Source organism: Kutzneria sp. 744, from assembly GCF_000568255.1.
Taxonomy (GTDB): domain Bacteria; phylum Actinomycetota; class Actinomycetes; order Mycobacteriales; family Pseudonocardiaceae; genus Kutzneria.
Window position 1 is genome coordinate 7,943,262 of the sequence record NZ_KK037166.1, and the last position, 21,808, is coordinate 7,965,069.

16 protein-coding genes are annotated in these 21,808 nt (G+C 68.8%); 6 read left to right on the plus strand and 10 right to left on the minus strand.

From position 1 onward, the window contains the following. Nucleotides 1-192: 192 nt before the first annotated feature. Together KUTG_RS36580 and KUTG_RS36585 are read right to left on the minus strand one after the other, a co-directional pair. A complete protein-coding gene (locus KUTG_RS36580) occupies nt 193-1,521 on the minus strand; it encodes a glycoside hydrolase family 27 protein (RefSeq protein WP_052395817.1) in 1,329 nt (442 codons plus the stop codon). Nucleotides 1,522-1,631: 110 nt separating this feature from the next. Further along, on the minus strand, nt 1,632-2,081 hold the full coding sequence (locus KUTG_RS36585; protein ID WP_043723375.1) for an Lrp/AsnC family transcriptional regulator: 450 nt from the start codon (nt 2,079-2,081) through the stop codon (nt 1,632-1,634). A gap of 112 nt (nt 2,082-2,193) precedes the next feature. On the opposite strand from KUTG_RS36585, the gene KUTG_RS36590 reads away from it, so the two are divergent. Together KUTG_RS36590 and KUTG_RS36595 are read left to right on the plus strand one after the other, a co-directional pair. Next, nucleotides 2,194-3,663, plus strand: a complete 1,470-nt coding sequence (locus KUTG_RS36590; RefSeq protein ID WP_052395818.1) for a pyridoxal phosphate-dependent decarboxylase family protein — start codon at nt 2,194-2,196, stop codon at nt 3,661-3,663. A gap of 124 nt (nt 3,664-3,787) precedes the next feature. Beyond that, a complete protein-coding gene (locus KUTG_RS36595; RefSeq protein WP_052395819.1) occupies nt 3,788-6,187 on the plus strand; it encodes an alpha-L-rhamnosidase-related protein in 2,400 nt (799 codons plus the stop codon). 2 nt (nt 6,188-6,189) lie between these two features. Here KUTG_RS36595 and KUTG_RS54320 read toward each other — a convergent pair whose 3' ends face one another. Together KUTG_RS54320 and KUTG_RS36605 are read right to left on the minus strand one after the other, a co-directional pair. Further along, the gene (locus tag KUTG_RS54320) at nt 6,190-6,888 is read right to left on the minus strand and encodes a phosphotransferase family protein (protein ID WP_198047424.1); all 699 of its coding nucleotides are present in this window, start codon (nt 6,886-6,888) and stop codon (nt 6,190-6,192) included. Nucleotides 6,889-7,147: 259 nt separating this feature from the next. Then, on the minus strand, nt 7,148-8,368 hold the full coding sequence (locus KUTG_RS36605) for a glycosyl hydrolase family 8 (protein WP_043723377.1): 1,221 nt from the start codon (nt 8,366-8,368) through the stop codon (nt 7,148-7,150). 209 nt (nt 8,369-8,577) lie between these two features. Between KUTG_RS36605 and KUTG_RS36610 the strand changes: the two genes are divergently transcribed. The 3 genes from KUTG_RS36610 (at nt 8,578) to KUTG_RS36620 (ending at nt 11,837) form a co-directional block, all read left to right on the plus strand. After that, nucleotides 8,578-10,206, plus strand: a complete 1,629-nt coding sequence (locus KUTG_RS36610) for an alkaline phosphatase family protein (RefSeq protein WP_084581469.1) — start codon at nt 8,578-8,580, stop codon at nt 10,204-10,206. 340 nt (nt 10,207-10,546) lie between these two features. Then, a complete protein-coding gene (locus KUTG_RS36615) occupies nt 10,547-11,299 on the plus strand; it encodes a YVTN family beta-propeller repeat protein (protein WP_232241163.1) in 753 nt (250 codons plus the stop codon). A gap of 1 nt (nt 11,300) precedes the next feature. Beyond that, complete coding sequence (locus KUTG_RS36620) at nt 11,301-11,837, plus strand: histidine phosphatase family protein (RefSeq protein ID WP_232241164.1); 537 nt, start codon at nt 11,301-11,303, stop codon at nt 11,835-11,837. A 25-nt stretch (nt 11,838-11,862) separates the two neighbouring features. Here the strand turns inward: KUTG_RS36620 and KUTG_RS36625 are convergent, their stop codons facing one another. From KUTG_RS36625 to KUTG_RS36640, 4 genes are all read right to left on the minus strand, one after another. Continuing rightward, nucleotides 11,863-12,315 (minus strand): LAGLIDADG family homing endonuclease, encoded by a 453-nt coding sequence (locus KUTG_RS36625; protein ID WP_043723387.1) that lies wholly within the window; start codon nt 12,313-12,315, stop codon nt 11,863-11,865. Nucleotides 12,316-12,362: 47 nt separating this feature from the next. Next, nucleotides 12,363-13,541: an RtcB family protein gene (locus tag KUTG_RS36630; RefSeq protein ID WP_043723390.1), complete on the minus strand. Its 1,179-nt coding sequence runs from the start codon at nt 13,539-13,541 to the stop codon at nt 12,363-12,365. Nucleotides 13,542-13,796: 255 nt separating this feature from the next. Further along, nucleotides 13,797-14,687: a hypothetical protein gene (locus KUTG_RS36635; protein ID WP_043723393.1), complete on the minus strand. Its 891-nt coding sequence runs from the start codon at nt 14,685-14,687 to the stop codon at nt 13,797-13,799. Nucleotides 14,688-14,839: 152 nt separating this feature from the next. Beyond that, nucleotides 14,840-17,989 (minus strand): S8 family peptidase, encoded by a 3,150-nt coding sequence (locus KUTG_RS36640; protein WP_198047425.1) that lies wholly within the window; start codon nt 17,987-17,989, stop codon nt 14,840-14,842. Nucleotides 17,990-18,207: 218 nt separating this feature from the next. Between KUTG_RS36640 and KUTG_RS36645 the strand changes: the two genes are divergently transcribed. Then, on the plus strand, nt 18,208-19,509 hold the full coding sequence (locus KUTG_RS36645; protein WP_043723398.1) for an MFS transporter: 1,302 nt from the start codon (nt 18,208-18,210) through the stop codon (nt 19,507-19,509). A gap of 3 nt (nt 19,510-19,512) precedes the next feature. Here KUTG_RS36645 and KUTG_RS36650 read toward each other — a convergent pair whose 3' ends face one another. Beyond that, complete coding sequence (locus KUTG_RS36650; RefSeq protein WP_043723399.1) at nt 19,513-20,991, minus strand: aldehyde dehydrogenase (NADP(+)); 1,479 nt, start codon at nt 20,989-20,991, stop codon at nt 19,513-19,515. Beyond that, nucleotides 20,988-21,808: NAD-dependent epimerase/dehydratase family protein (locus KUTG_RS36655; protein WP_084580200.1), on the minus strand; the 821-nt coding region annotated here is incomplete at its 5' end. The genes KUTG_RS36655 and KUTG_RS36650, both read right to left, overlap by 4 nt.

Sequence of the window (21,808 nt, forward strand, 5' to 3'; positions counted from 1 at the left end):
CGAAGGCACTGCACGTTCGTCTTTCGCCGGGCCCGGTGTTCAGAAATGTGGACTAGACCATTGAAGGTGTCAAGGCTTTGGCCTAGACCAATAGGCAGACTGTGAGGTGACTACTCCGTTCGGCCCCCGCCGTTGGTCGCAAAACGGAACGGGGCCCGCCGAATGCGGGCCCCGTGGTATTGCCTTTGTATCTCAGAGCCATACCGTCAACAGGCGCGATGCGTGCGGCGCGAGCGTGGCCGAGAAGCTGTCGTGGGCCACGCCGAGATTCTTGTGCGTCCAGACGTCTCGGACGAAGGCGATGTGCCAATGGGGTGCTAGATCGGTCCAGTTGGCGGTCACGGTGGCGGGCGCGTCGCCGAGGTTGAACAGGGCGACGGTGTAGCTGCCGTTGTGGTTGTCGCTCACCCAGACCTGCTGCTTGGTCGCCTGCGAGAGCGGGTGCGCGGCCCGGCCGGCCTGGTCGACCGCGATCACCTCGTCATTGGTGATCATCTTGACGTCGTCGGGCACCAGCTTGGTCAGGTCGGTGCCCAGCAGCAGCGGCGAGGCCTCGATCGCCCACAGCGTCATCACCGACTGCTTCTCGTCCGTGCTCAGCCCGTCGGTCGCGCCGTTGCCGATCTCCAGCGAGTCCAGGTCGTTCCAGTGGCCCGGTCCCGCGAACGGCACCCACTTCGGCGCGTCGTCCCAGCGCAGCGAGGCCCGCACGCCCCAGTTGGTCAGGCCGACACAATGTGAGTAGCACTCGATGTCGCCCTCGATGCGCCAGCCGTTGCTGTACTTCTGCCACACCGCCGCGTTCTCGAAGCTCAGCGAGTTCGACAGCTCCAGGTGGATCGGCCGGTGGGTGGCGTCCAGCGCCTTGCGCCACTGCTGCATGTCCGTGCGGTTGTCCGTCGGCACCCGGCCGCCGCCCGGGCCGACGAAGTCCATCTTGATGTAGTCGACTCCCCAGGACGCCAACAGATCGGCCTGCGACTGCACGTAGGCTGCCGCCCCCGGCTTGCTGAAGTCCAGCTTGCCCGCGCCGTCCGCCGCCGTGTTGCCCGGCTGTGTCGGGTCGATGACATCCTGTATGTGGTACGGAGTTCCCTTGATCGGCGAGTTCGCCGCCACCGCCGCCTTGGGCACGCCCGGCACCATGTAGATGCCGAACTTCAGGCCGAGGCCGTGCACGTACTTCGCCACCGCCGGAATCCCGTCGGGGAACTTCGTGGTGTCCCAAGCGCTCCGGCCGTACTGGTCCACGCCGGCCGTCCAGCCCGCGTCGATGTTGACGTACTGGTAGCCGTGTTTCTGCAGCACGTCGTGCTGGACCTTGGCCTGCGCCTCGATGATCGCTTCCGAGATGTTGCCGTGCAGCGAGCTCCAGCTGCTCCACCCCATCGGCGGGGTTCTGGAGATCGTCGGGTGGTGCCCCCGGTCCTCGGAGGTCTGCGGCTGTGCCACCGCCGGCCCGCCCGTCGCGAGCAGTGCCGCCGCGGTGAGCAGGGCAGCGCCGATCCGCCACCTGGTCATGCTTTGCTCCTTCGTCGAAGGTGCCCGGCGGCGGACGGGTCATCGGGTGAATCCTCGCCCCTTCTGCTTGTTTCGGCAAGATGTAGACGGTTACATCCGATGTGTGGCGGTCACGGTGTCGCGCCTCGGCTCTTGATCACCCGCATGGTGAACTGCGAGATGGCCCGGGCGACGCCGGGCAGGCCGGTCAACCGGGTCATGTAGAGCTTTTCGTAGGCGGCCAGGTCTTTGACCCCGACCCAGAGCAGGTAGTCGGGCTGGCCGAACATGCGCCGGCACTCCAGCACCGCCTCGATCCGCACGACCTCGGCCTCGAACGCCTCGATCGTCGACCGCGACTGGTTGGCCATCTCGATGTGCACCAGCACGCTGAAGCCCTGGCCGAGCGCGGTCGGGTCCACGGTCGCGTGATAGCCGGTGATCACGCCGTGGCTCTCCAGGATGCGCACCCGCCGCAGGCACGGGGACGGCGACAGTCCGACCCGGTCGGCCAGTTCGGTGTTGGCCAGCCGCCCGTCCGCCTGGAGCTCGGCGATGATCGCTCGGTCGATCTTGTCCATGGTGAATCATGCTAAGAACGAGGCCGTCTGTGAGCAACTTTGGCATCCTGTGGTGCCCCTAATTGGCTAATTTGACCAGCAAAGCCGATCGATCGAGGTGATTTCCTTGTCCATGAACATCGTGGTCACTCCGGTGCTCGCGCTCACGCCCGAGGACCGGGCCCGTGCGGGTGAACTGCTGCTCACGCTGCTCGACGACTACGAGCGGGGCCTGCCGACCGCGCCGCTCGTTCCGGAGTTCGACGAGGAGGCGCTGACGGATCTGTTGTCGGCGCCCATTTCCCGTGAGGGCATCGGTGTCGAGGGGGTGTTCGCCGAGATCAAGAACAAGATCATTCCCAATTCCACGGCGCTGGCCAGCCCCCGGTTCCTGGCCTACGTGTCGGGCCCGCCCAACGGAATCGCGCCGTACGCGGAGGCGATCGCCGCGGCCATCAACCAGAACTGCAACTTCTGGCAGCTCGGGCCGGCGGCCAGCGTGGTCGAGCGGGCCGTGCTCCGGTGGCTGGCCGAACTCGTCGGCTATCCGCCGGACGCGGGCGGCATTCTCACCGGCGGCGGATCGATCGCCACGCTCAACGCCCTGGTCACCGCCCTCAACGCTTTCGACCCCGACTTCCGGGCCAACGGGCTGCAAGCCCGGTCGGCCCCCGCCGTCGTCTACACCTCGACCGAGGCGCACCGCAGCGTCGACAAGGCCGCGGCGATCCTGGGCATCGGCCTCGACCACGTCCGGCACATCCCGGTCGACGAGCAGCACCGGATGCGGGTCGACGCGCTGGCCGAGGCGATCGCGGCCGACCGGCGGGCCGGGCTGGCGCCGTTCTGCGTGGTCGCCACCTCGGGCACGGTCACCACCGGCTCGGTGGATCCGCTCAACGCCATCGCCGACCTGTGCGAGCGCGAAGAGCTGTGGCTGCACGTGGATGGGGCCTACGGTGCGCTGTTCCGCCTCGGCACGACCACCCGTGACCGGCTGGACGGCATCGAGCGCGCGGACTCGATCACCTTGGACCCGCACAAGATGCTGTTCGCCTCGCTGGAGGCCGGGTGCCTGCTGGTGCGGGACCGCAAGCGATTGCGCGACGCGTTCGCCTTCAACTCGTCCTACCTGACCATTGCCGAGCATCCCGTGATGGTCGACTTCATGGACTACGGCCCGCAGCTGTCCCGCGGCTTCAAGGCGTTGAAGGTGTGGACCGCCTTGCAGGCCTTCGGAACCGATGCCTTCCGTGCCGCCGTGGACCAGACGTTGGAGCTCGCCCAGCACCTCGCCGAGCGCGTCCGCCGCGCCGAGGAGTTGGAGCTCATGGCCCCAGTTCCGCTGACGGCCGTGTGCATCCGCCTTCGCGGCGCCACTGACACCGACCACACGGAGATCCTGGCCCAGCTCGCCCGTGAGGGCACTGCGCTGCTCGGACCGGCCAATGTCAACGGCCGTATGGGAATCCGCGCATGCGTCACCAACTACCGCACTCGCCGTGAGGACATCGACCTTGTCGTGGACCGCCTGTGCGAGTTCGCCAGGTCCGTTGAGTCAGGCCGCCAGGGCCGTTCGCGGCAACAACTCGCTGGCAGCTAACCAAGTGGCGCTGGGCAGGTACAGGCGCATCGGTTGGGGCAGCTAGATGAAGTGATCACTTGACAGCCCGCCTAGGCTGGCGCTGATTCGTGAAACGATTCAACTCGGAATCGGGAGCCCCTGCATGCGAGCCCGAAACACGAAGTCGCACCGCCTCGAGTTATCCCTGATCGCCGCCCTGGTCCTGGTGGCGAGCCTGACCCCGACGGCGACCGCCGCCCCGTCCTGGCGGCAGTACGTCGTCGGACCGACCAGCCGGGACGTCCACCCGGTGCGGGTGCTGTCCGCCACCGGCGACGTCACCAATCCCGACGGTCTGCTCGGCGCCGGCGTCACCACGCTGCGTCGGCCCGGTCCGCCGGCGCGGGCCGCCTGGCCGTCCGGCACGACGGCCAGCGCCTCCAGTTCGCACGCCCCCAACAACGGCAACGACGGCCGGCCCCGCACTTACGACGCTGCCAACGCCGTCGACGGCAGCACCGACACGTTCTGGAACGACGACACCCTCGCCGCCTACCCGGACGTGCTGACCCTGACCACGCCCTCGGCCGTCACCGAATCCGGCATCACGATGCAGTTCAACGCCGACGGCGTGCCGCAGGACTTCACCGTGCAGGACGCGGACGGCGCCACGCTGGCCACCGTCACCGGGAACACCCGGCTCCAGCTGGCGGTCCGTTTCGAGCAACCGGCGACCACGACCGGGTTCCGCATCACCATCACCCGCGACCAGTCCACCGGCAAGGGCGAGTTCACCCGCGTCAACGAGGTCTGGCCGGGCCTGGTCGCCGACCCCGTCGCGCCGTCGGTGGTGGTGGACTTCGGCAAAGTGGTCGTCGGCTATCCGAAGCTGGCCTTCGCCGGAGCTTCGGCCAACCACCCGGGCCTGCGACTGGCGTTCTCCGAGAGCACGCAGTACCTGGGCGACCGGTCCGACTTCACCCGCTCCGACTTCGCTGGCGGACCCGGCACCGACCAACACGCCGTGCCGACCGGGGCCAGCACCTGGACGGACACCGCGGGCTGCCTGGCCGACGGCAAGGTCTGCGCCGACGGCCTGCACGGCTTCCGCTACCTCAAGATCACCCTCGACGCGCTACCCGGCGACGCCCCCGACGCCCAACCCAGCGGCGAGGTCGGCATATCCGGCGTCTCGCTGGACTTCACCGGCTTCATCGGCGACTACACCGGCTGGTTCGAGTCGTCCGACACGCAGCTCAACCAGTACTGGTACGACGCCGCGTACACCAACGAGCTGGTGATCGACACCTTCCGGCCGACCGACATCGAGCCGCGCGGCGCCGACAGCCCGACCCTGGACGGCAAGCTCGTCCTGCACGACGGGGCCAAGCGTGACCGTGACCCGTACGTCGGCGACATCGCGGTGTCCGGCCGCACCACCTACCTCACCCACGATGCCGCCGTCGCCGCCCGCAATGTGCTCGCCGACCTGGCCGACCACCAGCGGGCCGACGGCTGGATTCCGCCGGCCTCGATCAACGGCTACACCCTCCCGCTGTTCGACTATCCACTGTGGTGGGTCACCGCGAGCTGGGACTACGTGCTCTACACCGGCGACACCGGCTACGGCGCCCAGTACTACGCCAGGTTGGCCAAGCTGTTGGACGGCTGGTACCCGTCGGTCACCGACTCGCGCGGCCTGCTGTCCCGCCCCGCCGGCTACGGCGACTACGCGTTCCTGCCCCGCGACGGCGAGGTCACGTACTACAACGCCCTCTACGTGCGGGCGTTGAAGGATGCCGCCCAGTTGGCGAAGTCGTTGGGGCACAACGCCGACGTCACACGGTGGCAGCAGCGGGCGGCCGCCGTGTCGGCGGCGGTCAACGCCACCGCCTGGGACGGCTCCGCCTATGTCGACGCGGCGGGCACGTCCCGGCACGGCCAGGACGGCAACGGCATCGCCATCGTCGCCGGTGTCGCCGACGCCGGCCGGGCCACGACGGCGTTGAACTACCTGGCCGCCCACACGGCACTGCCGTACGGGAACTCGTTCATGGACGACAACACGCTCGTGCCCGACGGCTCGCAGCGGGTGTACGCCTTCACCTCGTACCCGGAGATCGAGGCCAGATTCCTGGCCGGACAGGCGAATTCGGCCATCGACGAGATCAAGCGCCTGTACGGCTGGATGGCCGGCCACGACCCCGGCCACACCGACTGGGAGGGCATCGGCGCCGGCGGCTCGCTCTACGAGGGCGCCTACACCTCGGCCGCGCACGGCTGGTCCACCGGCGTGCTGCCGGCCCTGACCAACGACCTGCTCGGGGCGACGCCGACCAGTCCCGGCTTCGCGACGTGGACCGTCGCACCGCATCCCGGTTCCGTGTCATGGGCCCGCGGCCAGCTGCCCACGCCACACGGGCCGCTGTCCGTCAGCTGGCAGCAGGGCAACGGGTCGATCACCTTGACCGTCACCGCGCCGCCCGGCACCAAGGGCACCGTGCAGCTCGCCGGCCGCACCTTCACGGTCGGCGGCGGCAGCCACACCCTCACCGTCCGATGACCTCAGGCCGCCAGCGCGGTGCGCAGCAGCAGCTCGCTGGCGGCCAGCCAGGTCGGGCTGGGCAGGCTGCCGTGGCGGAAGGCGAACCAGCCGAGGGTGCGCAGCACGTTGTGGGCGGAGTAGGCCCACAGCAGCTCAGGTTCCATGACCCGGCGTAGGTGGCGGCGGAGCTCGGTAGAGGTGCGGGTCTGGTCGGTGCCGATGCGCAGGGCGAACCAGAGGGTGACGAGGTCGGCCCGGCGGTCGCCGGGGCGCCAGCCGTCCCAGTCGATGACGCCGGACAGGCCGCCGGCGAGGAAGAGCATGTTGCCGAGGCCGTAGTCGGTGTGCATGACGTCGTCGCCGGGAAGGCGGGAGAGGTCGAGGCGGGCGGCGAGGACCTCGATGCCGCGAACGAGATCGGCCGCTCGTGGCGAATGTGCGACCAATGCGCGCTTTCGTGGCGTCCAGTGGCCGGGATCGGCCAGGTCGCGGTGGATCTGCTCGCCCCAGGGCAGGGTGGTGCGCGGCGAGGTGAGGCCGCGGGCGGCGCCGGCGTGCAGCTCGACCAGGTCGATGAGCGCCTCCAGCTGATCGACGTCCAGCTCGTCGGAAGGCGAACCCGGCAGCTTCTCCTGCACGTAGAAGGCGATGTCGTCGAGCCGGTCGGCGGCGATCACGCGCGGCACGGGATAGCGCAGCGACCGCAGGCGTGAGGTCACCTCGACCACCTCGCAGTGCGGATGCCACGTCCACTCACACGTACCGCGCGCGCGACGTGCCTCGACGCGCGTGCTCGCGGACACGGCTTGACTCTGCTGAAACCGAGACCGCACGCCTGCGCGATCACCGGCAGCGCGCGGTCGGCATCGGTGCCGCCTCTCATGGGCGCACAGTGTGGACGAAAATACTGAATCGGTCCACCTCCGGCTCGGGGAGCGCCGAAGGTGGACCGACGTGGTGGCCCTCAGTGGCAGAACATCAGGACGCGGGTGTCCAGTAGTCGCCGGCCATCACGATGTAGACGAGCATCTTGATCGTCTCGCCGTAGTAGGTGTCCTGGAACGGGTTGGTGGCCAGGTACTTCCACAGCGCGTCGGTCCACACCTGGTCGCCCGCGGCCATCGCGGCCACGCCCACCGGGTCGTTGGCGCACTCGCACTGGTCACCGGTGTTGCTCGGGGTGCCGTCCAGCTTGGTGTGCGGGTAGATCTTGGCCGGGTTGCCGCCGGCCTTGGCCTTGTAGCTGTTGGACTCGTTGGTGGCCACCGACTTCGCCACCGCGCTGCCGTAGACCAGCGCGTCGGTGCCCATGTGCCACGGCACGCGCACGGAGTTGTAGCCGACGATGTTGTCCGGCTGGCTCTCCTGGTAGTTGGCCGGCGCCGGCTTCGGCGCGCTGCCGTTGGCCCCGACCACGAAGTCCGACAACAGGTTGGCGGTCGCCGAGTACTTGGCGGTGAACGCCTTGATCACGGCCTCGGTGCGGGTGATCACCTTGTTCCAGTCGTGCGCGGTGTCGTAGGCCGCGAACGCCCGCAGGTGGTCCAGCATGAAGTCGGACGGCCGTGTGTCGGTGTTCGGGCCGTCGTCCTCGCACTTGAGATGGCCGTCCGGGGCCACGTCGGCGGCGTAGAACTTGGCCAGCCAGTCCTTGGCCGCCGCGGTGTAGCCGCCCCACTGCTTGTCGGCCAGCATCAGGCCGTAGCCGATGTCCAGGTCGCCGTCGGTGGCGGCGTCGGGAGTGCCGGAGTCCGCGTACTTGCAGGTGGACCCGTTGATCTCCCACATCATCATGCCCTGGCTGTCGCGGTGGTCCTGCACGACCTTCCATAGGCCGTCGAACTCCGCCTTGGCGTCGGCGTCGTAGCCGGCCATCAGCGGCACGATGTTCATGCCGTAGCCCTGGGCCTCGGACACCGTGCCCTTGCCCGGCGCGTCGCCGGTCGCGTAGACGAGGTAGCCGCCACAGGCCGACCGCAGGTACGCCTTCTTCCAGGAGTCGTACTGCTTCTTGACCGCCGCGTCCCGATCGGCCTCGCTGGCCGAGGGCATGACGCCGGTCTTGTACGTGACGTGTGTGGGGAAGGGGTGGCTCACGCCGGCGGCTGCGGCGGGAGCTGCCGTGGAGACCAGCACGGACAGGGAAATCGTCGCGGCAGCGGCGGCCACCGCCGCCAGCCGACCGGATCGATCGCGCATCGCTCGCTCCTGGTTAGGAAAGTTTCTTAACTAATCGGCGGCCTAGCCAGAGTGGCGGCGGTGTCGCTGTCTGTCAAGGGAGGTCTAGACCTCTTGGGGGGTGGGCCGAGGGATCATTCGCCCGAACGGCCCGTGAACCATTGCGACAGGCGCGGGCGTGGTGTCTGCTGAGCGCGTTCATCCGCGTGAACCGGGAGGACAGGAGCACCATGGCCGGGATCTCGCGTCGCCGCCTGCTGGGATCCGCGGCCGGCGTGGCCGGCGCCGGCGCGCTCGCGTCCGTGCTGCCGCCCAATCTCCGCAAGGCCCTGGCCGCCACCGGGACCGGGACCCTGCGGGACATCAAGCACATCGTGGTCCTGATGCAGGAGAACCGGTCGTTCGACCACTACTTCGGCACCATGCCGGGAGTTCGCGGCTTCGACGACCCGGACGCCGTCACGCTGTCCACCGGCCGCTCGGTGTTCTACCAGCCCGACGCCAAGAACCCGGACGGCTACCTGCTGCCGTTCCACCTCGACACCCTGCGCACCAGCTCGCAGGCCATTCCGTCCACCAGTCACGCCTTCGCCGTGCAGCACTCGGCGGTCAACGGCGGCAGGATGGACAACTGGCTGCCCGCCCACCGGGCCGCCGACGGTGACGACAACGGCCCGTACACCATGGGCTACTACACCGAGGACGACATCCCGTTCCAGTGGGCGCTGGCCCGCAACTTCACGGTGTGCGACGCCTACTTCTGCTCGGTGCTCGGCCCCACCTGGCCCAACCGGCTCTACCACTGGAGCGGCACCATCGACCCGGCCGGCCGGCACGGAGGGCCCATCACCAGCAACATCGTGCCGTCCCCGTACACCTGGACCACCTACCCGGAGCGGCTGACCGCCGCCGGCGTCAGCTGGCACGTGTACCAGCAGGAGGACGACTACGGCTGCAACCCCCTGGAGTTCTTCAAGGCCTACCAGGACGCCGGGCCGAACTCCCCGCTGCACCAACACGGTCTGGCCATCGGACCGGCCGACCGGTTCGAGTACGACGCGCTGCACGACCGGCTGCCGACCATCTCGTGGATCATCCCGACCTCGCCGCAGTGCGAGCACCCCGACTACATTCCGGCCGCCGGGGCCGACTTCGTGGCCAGCAAACTCGATGCCATCGCGGCGAATCCCGACGTGTGGGCCAAAACCGTGGTGGTGCTGAACTACGACGAGAACGACGGCCTGTTCGACCACATGGTGCCGCCCATGCCGCCCGCCGGCACACCAGACGAGTTCGTCACCGGTCTGCCCATCGGCGCCGGCATCCGCGTGCCGTGCACCATCGTCTCGCCGTGGACCCGCGGTGGTTACGTTGCCACGGAACCGTTCGACCACACCTCCGTGCTGCGCCTGATCGAAGCCGTCACGGGTGTTCGTGAGACCAACATCAGCGACTGGCGGCGGCGGACCTTCGGCGATCTCACCTCCGCCCTCGGTCTCGGGAACAGCGCCCAACCCCTGCCGCCGCTGCCTCCGACCAAGGCCCCGCTGTGGCAGGCCGAGTACAACGTCAAACACCTGCCGCGGGCCCAGATCCCCGGCGCCGCCCAGACTCCGCCGCACCAGGGCGTTCGCAGCCGTATCGACGAGACCCTCACGACCCATGCCGCCGACTTCCCGCACGGCGTCGCCGGCACCAGCTTCCCCGGCACCCAACTGTTGGCCCGCAACAAGGCCGCCGGCGAGGCCGCGCCGGCCGACAAGCGGGCCTACGTCACCGGCATCGTCGCCTACAGCGTGTCGGTCATCGACACAGCACCGGCAAGCTGCTGTCCACCGTGCAGGGTTCAGTGTAGATAGGTGTGCTTTCCTCGATAGAGCGGAGACCAAAGCATGCGCATGGCCGGGACTCTCGATCCGGTGGTCAAGGCCCTGGCCGGCCGGCATCGCTATACGGCGACCGGCCTGTCTGTCTAGCCCCGGCCTTGAACGTCGGCGGCCCGGTCGATGGAATCTGGACATAATTTTAAGGGATGGACGCTGCATGCCAATTAATTGCCGCGTGTCTGCATGGGGCCACAAGTACGCATGGGTCGATGGGCATACGAATGATACGCGTCAGATGGTCACCGATCAAGCTACTATGTTCAAATGTCCGTCAGCTGGGCCATTCAATCGTAACAGACCACATATGCAACCCGTGGCGGAATCCGGCGCCGACAAGGTGTGTGTGCTCAGCACCCGCACCGGCGGCATCGTCGGCACCATCACCGTCGGCCTGTTCCCGCATGGCATCGCCGCCTCACCCGACGGCCGGTTCCTCTACGTCGCCAACACCGGTCCCGACACCGGCGCGGGCGGCTCCGAGTCGGTGTCCGTGATCGATGCCAAGACCAACACCGTGGTCGGCGAGATCAGCGTCGGCCTTGCGCCCCAGTCGGTTTCCGTCAGCCCTGACAGCTCGATCTTGTACGTCTCGTGCCAGGACGGCCTGTGGATCGTCGACACCGCCTCCCGCCGCGTCCGGGCCTGCCTGCCCGGCCTGGCCAAGGCCCACGGCATCACCGCCTGCCCTGGCGGCCGGCACGTGTACGTGGCCAACACCTGGCACGACAGTGTGTCCCTTGTGGACTCCGCAAGCCATGCCGTGAAGGCCACCATCGACGTCGGCCGCTCGCCGTGGAACATCGCCTTCCGTCCCGACGGCTCCGCCGCCTACGTCACCAACGCCAACTCCGACACCGTCTCGGTGATCGACACCTCCCGCCGCGCCGTCACCGCCACTGTCCAGGTTGGACACATCCCCACCGGCATCACCGCCACCCACGACCAGATCTGGGTCACCAACAACGCCTCCAGCACCGTCAGCAAGATCGACGCGGCAACCCTGAAGGTCGTCGCCACCACGCCGTTGGGTCTGAGCACCGAACCGGCGGCTGTGGTACTGGTGTGACGTGGAAATCGTCCTGGTCCGCCATGCCGAGTCCGTGCACCCGTCACCCGGCGGCCCGGACGACTACCACCGCCCGCTGGCCGAAACTGGCTTGGCCCAGGCGGAGGACCTCGTCGCGGAGCTGGCGCCGGTCAAGCCCGCACTGATCGCCGCCAGCCCGTATCTCCGGGCCATGCAGACGATCCAGCCCCTCGCGCGGGCCCTGGGCCTGCCGGTGCACACCGATCATGAGCTGCGGGAATGGGATTCCGGCCTCGAACCGACCCCGGACTGGGCCCGCCATTACGAGCAGAGCTGGGCCGACCTGGATTTCGCCCGCCCCGGCGGCGAAAGCCTGAACCAGCTCACCGCCCGGGCCACTGCCGTTCTCCGCGAGCTCGGCCGGAGAAGCGCCGTCATTGTCGGCAGCCACGGCACGTTCATCGCCAGAGCCCTCAGCGGCTTCGGCATCGAAGTCGACTGGCCGTTCAGCAAGGCCATGCCGTCCCCGGCGATCTACCGCATCACCGACACTGACATCACCGGGCCGGGGCTGTGAAACAGCCCCGGCCCGGTGCTCCGGGCTAACAGCGCTTGAGCTTCTTTAGAAGCGCAGCCGCCTCCGCGTCTTCGGCACGCGGGATTCGCACCGGCCAGCCTCTGGGGCCGCGCACGGTCTTCGGTCTGGTCTCCTGCCACTCGATGCCTATCCGAGCCTGTTCGGCCTTCAGGACGAGGAAGGAGAGGATGGTGCGCAGGAATGCGGCGGCTGGATCATTATTGACCTGCCAGTTGAGCTTGTTTCTTTCCGTGGCGGTGATCTGGCGAGAGACGGCTCCCCCGAACCGAGTCTGCAACTGCTCCAAGATCATTAGGGAGCAGGGTGTCTTGTTCTGGGTGAGCTGAACCCTGAGCTGGTACCACACCGTGCCGGCCGTGTATATCCCGATGCAGCCTTCACCGTCGAAGAATCCGGCGATGTAGGCATCCGACAGCAGTGTCGAGCCAGGCTCGGGTTGGGTGCGTGTTGTAGTCACCCGACTACATCTACTCCGAGGGTCTGACACTTTGACCCGCCAGTAGGTCAGCCCTTCACGCAGATGACCTGCTTCAACTTGGCCACGACCTCGACCAGATCCGTCTGGTCCGCGATGACCTGGTCGACGTCCTTGTAAGCGGACGGAATCTCGTCGATGACGCCGGTGTCCTTGCGGCACTCGACGCCCTTGGTCTGCTCGATGAGGTCCGTGCGCTTGAACATCTTGCGCGCCTTGGTGCGGGACATCCGGCGGCCGGCGCCGTGCGACGCCGACTCGAAGGAGTCCGGGTTGCCCAGGCCGCGCACGATGTAGGAGCCGGTGCCCATGGAACCCGGGATGATGCCCAGATCCCCGTTGCCGGCCCGGATCGCGCCCTTGCGGGTGACCAGCACGTCCTCGCCGAAGTGCTTCTCCTCCGCCACGTAGTTGTGGTGGCAGCTGATCGGCTCGTCGAAGCGGATGTGCTTGTACCGCTTGCGCAGCACGTCGCTGATCAGGCGCAGCATGACGGAGCGGTTGCGCCGCGCGTACTCCTGCGCCCAGTACAGGTCGTGTCGGTAGGACGCCATCTCCGGCGTGCCGGCCAGGAACACGGCCAGCTCGCGGTCCGGCAGCTCCTCGTTGTGGGCCAGCGTGCGGGCCACCCCGATGTGGTGCTGCGCCAGCTCGTTGCCGATGTTGCGGGAGCCGGAGTGCAGCATCACCCAGACCCGCTTGGACGTGTCCAGGCAGACCTCGATGAAGTGGTTCCCACCGCCCAGCGTGCCGAGCTGGTTGACCGCACGCTCCGCGCGCGCCTTCACCGTCGGTGTCAGGTCCTCGAACCGGGCCCAGAACTGCTTCCAGTCGCCCGCGTCCCGCTCCCCGAACGCCGGCTCCTTGTGCGCGCCGAACCCGACCGGCACCGCCTTCTCGATCTCCGACCGGATGCCCGCCAGGTCGCCGGGCAGGTCGTTGGCCGTCAACGAGGTCCGCACCGCCGTCATGCCGCAGCCGATGTCCACCCCCACCGCCGCCGGCGACACCGCGTCCTTCATCGCGATCACCGAGCCCACGGTCGCCCCCTTGCCCAGGTGGACGTCCGGCATCACGGCGACGTGCTTGACCACCCAGGGCAGGGCCGAGATGTTGCGCAGCTGCTGCAGAGCGGCGGGCTCGACCTCGTCGACCCGCGTCCACATCTTGATGTCCACGTGCTTCCCGGGCACGGTCGTCATCGCCATGCCGCACAGGCTAGGACGATAGGAGCCGGAACGCGATCGAGTTAACTCGCAGAGCCCTCGACCTTGCCAGGCCGAGCTTTGCCAGTGTTGTCAACGAGATTCTCGAACCAGCTATTCTTCCCCGCCCCCCGCCCCCCGCCCCCCGCCCCCCGCCCCCCGCCCCCCGCCCCCTTCCACAGAGGATCGTCAGAAACCGGTTTCACGACAACGAAGAACACCGCGGCGTCAGAGCGGACGACATGAGGGACCAGGCCGTCAGGCGAGCCAAGACGGCGGCTGACCCGGGTCGACGAGAACGATCTTCTCCGGCGCTTCTTCCAGGTGGCCATGCAGGTTCTGGCCCGGACGATCCCGAAATGTCACGATGAGATCGCAGTAGAGGCTGCCCTGCCAGGGTGTCCGGGTCCGGATGTACGGCATGTCAAGCAGATACCCGCTGCCGTCCGATTCGGGATCCACGATCACGGTGAGTTCCGGGATCGACTCGATCGGCGTGCCAGTACCCGGCAAAGCAACCTTGTGGAGCGCTTTCAGCGTGGAGAACTGCGCACTCAGGTCAGCAACAGTGCGTAGGTCTGAGCGCTGGTGATCGGCCGCCTCGGCAAGCCTTAGCACAGCATGCACAAAAGCTTCCTGCTCCGCCGCTGACATCGGGCGGAGCTTCCCACCCTTGGAGTCACGGCCGATGAGTGTGTCGGCGCCGTCCAGATGGACCCTTCGGTGCACCAAGCTGTCACGTAGGTCAGCTGTTTGGTCGTAGGTGAGCGCGACCGCCTGCCACACATCCTGTGGCAGGAACGCTGGGGCACCGACGAAGTCCCTGGCGAGCTTCCGCTTGTGTTTGATGCTGAATCCCCGAGACTGATCAGGCTGCTCCCCGACTTGCCGGAACGCCTCTTCGAGGAAGAGATCGAGAACCTTCCACGCGGCGCCGATCAGCAGCGGACGGATGCGTAGCAGTCCGACGCAACTCTCAGCCGACGGGCCGAGGAAATCCACGACCGAGACTGCGGCGTGTATTTTGCCCGTGGCGATATCCAGCGTGGCCCGGGCGTCACCCGAGCCCCGAGTTGGGACCAGCGGTGCCGCACGCTGGAGTAGATCAAGCTCCAGTGCTGCGTCCGTCTTGAAGTCGGTCCAGCTCATCCTGCCACCTTACGTTTCGTATCACTCCGTTGATGGCAGGCGGTAGTCGGCGCACGTCCAACCGTGGGAAAGTCCTTGCTGCACAAAATCATTGCCTGCTGGAAAGCCGCGTGGTCGACCCGGGAAGGATCGGCCACGCGGCTCGCGTACGGCTAGCGCAGCAGGTAGGCGTCGATGATCGTCTGCTCGACCGAGTTGCCGGCGCGGTCGGCGGCGGTGGCCTTGAGGGAGACGGACTTGGCGTTGTCGGGGTGGTTGAGGACGGCGTAGCCGCCGGCCACGGGGGCGGGCTTCCAGGTGGCGCCCTGGTCGTAGGAGACCTGGAGGGATTGCAGGCGCTGCTCGGACGAAGTGCCGGGCTGGTCCTGGATGGAGACGGGCAGCAGGAAGGGGCCGCGAGGGGCGGCGCCGTTGGCGTCCAGGGTGGGCGTGAACCGCGCGGCGGAGACGGGGTACTGGGACACGCCGGCCTTGGGAGCGCCCTGGAAGGTCCAGGTGGCGCTGACCTTGGTGGCCTGGGCGTGGCCGGTCCGCGTGGCCTCGGTGGTCACGCGGTAGGTGGCCTTGCCGGCGGGGAGGGTGAAGCGGCCGGCACCGGCCTGGGTGGTCTGGCCGAACAGGACGCCGTCGCGGTACAGCTTGGTCGACGCCGAGGTGGTGGCGGAGAAGCCGGCGTAACCGCCGCCGTCGCCGAACAGGGGCGTTGCTACGACCATGAGGTCACCACGCTGCTGCACCCACAGGTCGTCCCGGGTGTCGGGGAAGGCGGGCCCGAAAACGCCGTGGTAGAAGGACTCCGAGTAGGTGTGGCCGGGGGCGTAGGACTTGACCGGGCCCTCGAAGTCCTCGTAGTTGTCGCCGGGCAGGCTCACGCGGCGGGCCCAGTCGGCGTTGTCGCCGCCGAAGAACTCCTTGTGCACGCCGGCCTTGACGGGGAAGGGCTGGTCGTAGCCCCACTCGTTGCGGGCGTTGTGCGGCATGGAGGTCAGCCAGACGTAGGACGGATCGCTGACGTTGCCGACCTCGACGTTGACGGTGGCGAGGTCCTTGGCCTTGACCACCGTGGACAGTCCGGTCTGCGCACCGCCCTTGCGATACCAGGCCAGACCGTAGAAGCCGGTGTCGCCGGCCCAGGTGGTGGCCACCTCGCCGGTGGCCTCGCCGGCTGGGGCGTCCGGGCCGAGCTGCGCAAAGCCGATGTCGCCGATGTAGCCGCTGCGTTCGAGGTTGGTGATGGTCCATCGGTTGGCCCCGGCGACGCGCTGGAACCCGATCTTCAGCTGCGCCAGTTGCGCGCTGGGGTCGGGCATCTTGACGTCGAGCGGCTTGGCCGTGCGGGCGTCGAGGTCGATGGTGATCGGCCCCCGGATGCTCAGGTTGGGCGCGCTGATCACGTCGTAGCCGTTGGTCGACGAGGTCTCGACGGAGCCGGACAGCAGGTACCGGCCGGCCGGCAGGCGCTGAACGACCTTGCCGTCTACGAAGTCGTCCGGGAACACGCCCTCACCGGTGTCCAAATTGGACAGGAAGAAGTTGGCGAAGGACGGTGCGGCGCCGGTGCGGTCGTGGGCGGTGAAGGTGACGTCGTAGCTCTCGACCTCAAGATCGATCTCGACCGCCGTCCGCACGCTCGTGGCGCCGCTGCTGGCGACCACAGCCCCACCGAACTTGCCGCCGGCCGGGGCCTTGCTCACCTCGGCGGTGACGGTGGCCTTGGCCGTGCCGCCGGCCGGGACGACCAGCTTGGCCGGCGAGACGCTGAACACGCCGCCGTTGGTGTCCATCTTCAGGTCGAGCGTCACGGGCGCGGTGCCGGCGTTGGCGTACGTGAGGTCCTTGGTGGCCGCCGGCTTGCCGGTGTGCGGCCACTGCTGGGGCCCGAAGCTGAGACTGACCGGCTGGCTGGTGACGGTCTGGGTGAGCACCTTCGCGGAGTCCACGCGGCCGGCGCCCTGCTCGAACGGGGTCGCGCCCGGGGTGGGAGTGCTCGCCCCGACCAGCAGGGCCTTGAGCTGCGAGCCGTTCAGGTCGGGGTGCTGCTGGGCCAGCAGCGCGGCCGCGCCGGCCACGTGCGGGGTGGCCATGGACGTGCCGGACAGCTTGGTGTAGCCGTCGGCGGCCGGGTCGCCGATGGTGGCGGTCGAGCTCAGGGCCGCGGTGATGTCCACGCCGGGCGCGGTGATGTCGGGCTTGATCACGCCGCCCTCGATGCGCGGGCCGCGGCCGGAGAACTCGGCGATCTTGTTGTCACGGTCGACCGCGCCGACGGTCAGCGCGGCGTCGGCGCTGCCGGGGGAGTCGATGGTGCCGGTGACCGGGCCGTAGTTGCCGGCGGCGACCACAAAAAGCGTGCCGTACTTGGCTGACAGCGTGTTGACGGCCTCCTCGATCGGGTCGATGTCGGGGCCGTTGTCGCTGCCGAGGCTCATGTTGATGACCTTGGCGCCGTTCTCGGCGGCCCACTGCATGCCCTCGATGATGCCCGAGTCGGCCCCGGAACCGTTGTCCCCCAGCACCTTCACGTCAAGAATGCGCGCACCCGGGGCGACGCCCCGGTACTTGCCGCCGGACTTCGCGCCGGTGCCGGCGACGATCGAGGCCACATGCGTGCCGTGGCCGAAGTGGTCCTTGTCGTCGGGGGAGCCGGAGAAGTTCTTCTCGCCGACCTCCTGCGTCGCCAGGTCGGGGTGGGTGTTGTCCACGCCCGTGTCGAGCACGGCCACGGTCACGCCGGTGCCGGTGTAGCCGGCCGCCCACGCCGTCGGCGCGCCGATCTGCGGGACGCTGTGGTCGAGGGTGGCGTGCCGCTGGCCGTCCAGCCAGATCTTGGCGATGCCGCTGCTCTTCAAAGCCGCGTTGCTCCGCAGCGATGACCCGGTCAGGCTGTGCCAGAACGTGGCCGGATCGGCCTTCACGGCCGTGCTGTTGATGCTCGACAGATCCATAGAACCGGCCGTCCGGGCCAGTGCCCGCTGCGACCCCGAGTACTGGACGATCAGCGGCAGCGTGCCGTGGTAGGCCCGCAGCGCGTCGACGTCGAACAGCCGCGGGTCGACGGTCTTGGCCGCCAGCAGCGGCATCGCGTCCTCGGGGATCACGTAGCTGTGGCCCGGGGTCTGGTAGCTGGAGAACCGCACGTTCTCCCGGCCGGGGGCCGGCATCAGCCGGCCGGGGCCGCCGTTCGCCGCCGGCACGACCTTGTCCCCGGTCAGCAGGGTGACCGCCTCGGCCGGCCGCGACGGTGTCGACGATGCCTCGGCTACCGCCGGAAGCCCGGCCATGGCAAGGAAAGCCGCGAGCAAGATGCCACCACGCCGACGGCGCACAGTACCTCCCGGTGAGCAGGGTTTGCCGGAACGTAATGGGCCGGTCATGGGATCCACAAGCGCCGTCCGGGCTACTCTCCACAACTTGTTTTAACTCTTGTAGAAAGTGGTTGATTTTCTGGCCGCCACGGTGGGCCCGGAGCGGGCATTCACATGTTCTTGACACGGCAACGGTGTGCGATCAAGGTGTCCGCATGAGTGACAGTGACGTGGCTCTCATCCGCACCCAGCGGCTGCGCGCCGCGGTCGCCAGCACCATCGGCACATCCATCGAGTGGTACGACTTCTTCCTCTACAACACGGCTGCGGCGCTGATCTTCCCGCACTTGTTCTTCCCCGGCGGCACCCCGTTCGCGGGGACGCTGGCCGCGTTCGGCACCCAGTTCGTCGGCTTCGCGGCGCGGCCGATCGGCGCAGCGCTGTTCGGCCACTTCGGCGACCGGATCGGCCGTCGGGGCACGCTGATCGGCACCCTGCTCACGATGGGCATCGGCACGCTGCTGATCGGCTGCCTGCCCACGGCCGCGTCGATCGGCGTCGCGGCGCCGGTGCTGCTGACGCTTCTGCGCATCGTGCAGGGCGTCGGCGTCGGCGGCGAGTGGGGCGGCTCGGTGCTGCTGGCCATGGAGTGGGGCGACCAGCGCAAGCGCGGCCTGATGGCCAGCCTGCCGCAGTTGGGTGTGCCGATCGGCCTGCTGCTGTCGACCGGTGTGGTGCGGCTGATCTCCAGCTGGACCGGCGACGGGTTCCTGGACTGGGCCTGGCGGATCCCGTTCCTGCTCAGCGTGGTGCTCATCGGGATCGGGCTCTACGTCCGGCTGCGGGTGCTGGAGTCGCCGCAGTTCGAGAGCGTGGTGGCCAAGGCGGCCGTGGTGCGCCAACCGGTCTGGCGCGCGATCGTGGACCACCCGCGGGAGGTCCTGAGCTCCGCGTTCCTGCGGATGGCCGAGCAGGCGCCGTTCTACCTGTTCACGAACTTCGTGCTGACCTACGGCACCAAGCAGCTCAAGCTGAATCAGGACGATCTGCTGGGCTACACCCTGATCGCCGCCGCGGCCGGCGTGGTGTGCGTGCCGCTGTTCGGCTGGCTGTCCGACCGCATCGGCCGAAAACTCATGTACGGCATAGGGATCGGCTGCGTCGGCCTGTTCGCGTTCCCGTACTTCGGGCTGCTGGACACCAAAGTCACCGGCCTGGTGCTGCTGGCCATCGTGGTTTCCCTGGTGTTCCACGCCATGCAGTACGGCCCGCAGGCGGCGCTGATCGCGGAGTCCTTCGGCGCCAACGTGCGGTACTCCGGCGCCGGCCTCGGCTACCAGCTGGCGTCGGTGATCGCCGGCGGCCCGGCGCCCCTGATCGCAACGGCGATCCTGGCCAGCACCGCGTCCAGCACGTGGATCAGCATCTACATCGTCGGCTGTGCCGTGGTGGCGTTCGCGGGCCTGTTCGCGCTGCCGAAGCGGGCGCCGGAGCAAGAGCCGGCGCCCGCCGCATAGCAGCTACTTGGTGCCCAGCACGCCGTCGAAGCGGCGGGGGATGCCGAGCGGGTTGCCGGCCTGGAGCTCCGGCGGGAGCAGCTCCTCGGGCCAGCTCTGGTACGACACCGGCACCAGCCAGCGCCGAATCGCCGTGGAGCCGACGGAGGTGAACAGCGCGTTGGTCGTGGCCGGCCACGGGCCGCCGTGCTGCATGCCCCACGCCACGGCCACGCCGGTCGGCCAGGCGTTGAAGATCAGCCGCCCGGCGACGGCCTGCAGGGCCCCGCCGATCCGGCCGGCCAGCGCGTGCTCGTCGGAAGAGGCGTGCACGGTGGCGGTCAGCGACCCCGGCAGCTGGGGCAGAACGTCCAGCAGCTCCTCGGGATCGGTGTAGGTGACGACCACACCGGCCGGCCCGAAGTGCTCCTCGGACAGGGTGCCCAGGTTGGCGGCGAAGGTCTTCAGCTCGGTGGTGAACAGCTTCGGCGCCACGGAGAAGCCCTCGGCCGGGTCACCGCCCGTCGCCGCCAGCTCGACGAGGTCGCCGGCGGCCAGCGAGTCGACCCCGGACTGGTAGCCCTGCTGCATGCGCTCGTTCAGCATCGGGCCGCCGCTGGACGCCGACACCGCCGCGGCCAGCGCCTCGACCATGGACGCCGGCGCGAAGATCAGGCCCGGGTTGGTGCAGAACTGGCCCACGCCGAGGGTCAGCGACCCGGCGAAGCCGGTGGCGGTCTCCGGGGTCGCCGCGCCCGGCAGGATCACCGTCGGGTTGACACTTCCCAGCTCGCCGTAGAACGGGATCGGGTCGGGACGGCCACTGGCCAGGTCGAACAGGGCCCGCCCACCGCCGGTGGACCCGGTGAAACCGACGGCCTTGACCGACGAGTGCTGGACGAGCCGGGGCCCGGCTTCCAGCCCGTGCACGATGCCGAACACGCCCTCGGGCAGCGCCGCGGCGACGATCCGGGCCGTCTCGGCCGAGGTCGTCGGGTGCGACGGGTGCGCCTTGACGATCACCGGCGACCCGGCGGCCAGCGCCGAGGCGGTGTCGCCACCGGCGACGGAGAAGGCGAACGGGAAGTTGCTCGCGGCGAACACGCCGACGACGCCGATCGGCCGCAGGATGCGGCGCAGCTCGGGCCGCGGCGGCACGGTGGTGGCGTCCGCGGTGTCGAGGGTGGCTTCGAGGTAGCTGCCCTCGCGCAGCACGGAAGCGAACAGCCGCAACTGGTTCGTGGTCCGCTTCAGCTCGCCCGACAGGCGGGGGGTGCCCAGCGCGGTCTCACTGTCCGCAGTGGACACCAGCAGCTCGGATTCCGCGTCCAGCGCGTCGGCGACCCGCTCCAGCGCCTCGGCCCGCTCGGCCGAAGTCGTCGCCGACCAACCGGAAGCGACTGCCTTGGCGACGATCGCGTCCAGCTCCGTGTCCGAAGTGGACGGAATCGCCGGGCCGAAAGCTTCCCCGGTGCGAGGGTTGTACCCTTGCACAGCGGTCATTGCGTTGCCTCCTTGACAGCGGTGTCCCAGGCGGAAGTGACCCAGACGCCGCCAACGTAGTTCAGCTCGGGGCCGTCCGGCGCGGGCATGCCGTGCTCGGCGATGACCTCGTCGGCGTAGCGCTCCGAGTCGTCCTCCGACTGATATCCCAACGCTTTCGCCTCGTCCAGCGATACCCAGCGGCGGGTGTTGTCGGACACGCCCCAGATCACCCGGTAGCCGGGCGAGGGGGTGGCCAGGCACGCCTCCAGCATGCGGGCGCAGTCGGCGGGCGACAGCCAGGTGGACAGCATCCGGACGTCACGCGGCTTCTCGAAGCAGGAGCCGATCCGGATGGCGATCACGTCGAGGCCGTAGCGGTCGGAGTACAGCGCGCCCAGGGCCTCCACGGCGACCTTGCTGACGCCGTAGTAGGTGTCGGGGCGCGGGAAGGCGTAGTCGGGCGTGTCCTCGGCGCCGCGGCGGATGTAGCCCGCGGCGTGGTTGGAGCTGGCCAGGATGACGCGCTTGACGCCGTTGCGCCGCGCGGCCTCCAGGACCGTGTGGGTGCCGTCGATGTTGACGGTCAGGATGTCCTTCCACGGCTGTTCCAGGCTGTGCCCGCCGAGGTGGATGACGGCGTCGACGCCCTTGCAGGCGGCGTCCATCGCGGCCTGGTCGGTCACCGAGCCGGTGAGCAGCTCGACGTTCTCGCCGTCAGCGGCGGCCGGCAGCTCGCCGATGTCCAGCAGCCGCAGGGTCCGGCCGGCGGCGGCGAGCTTCGGCCGCATCAGCGTGCCGACGCCGCCGGCCGCGCCAGTGATCAGGATGCGTTCGG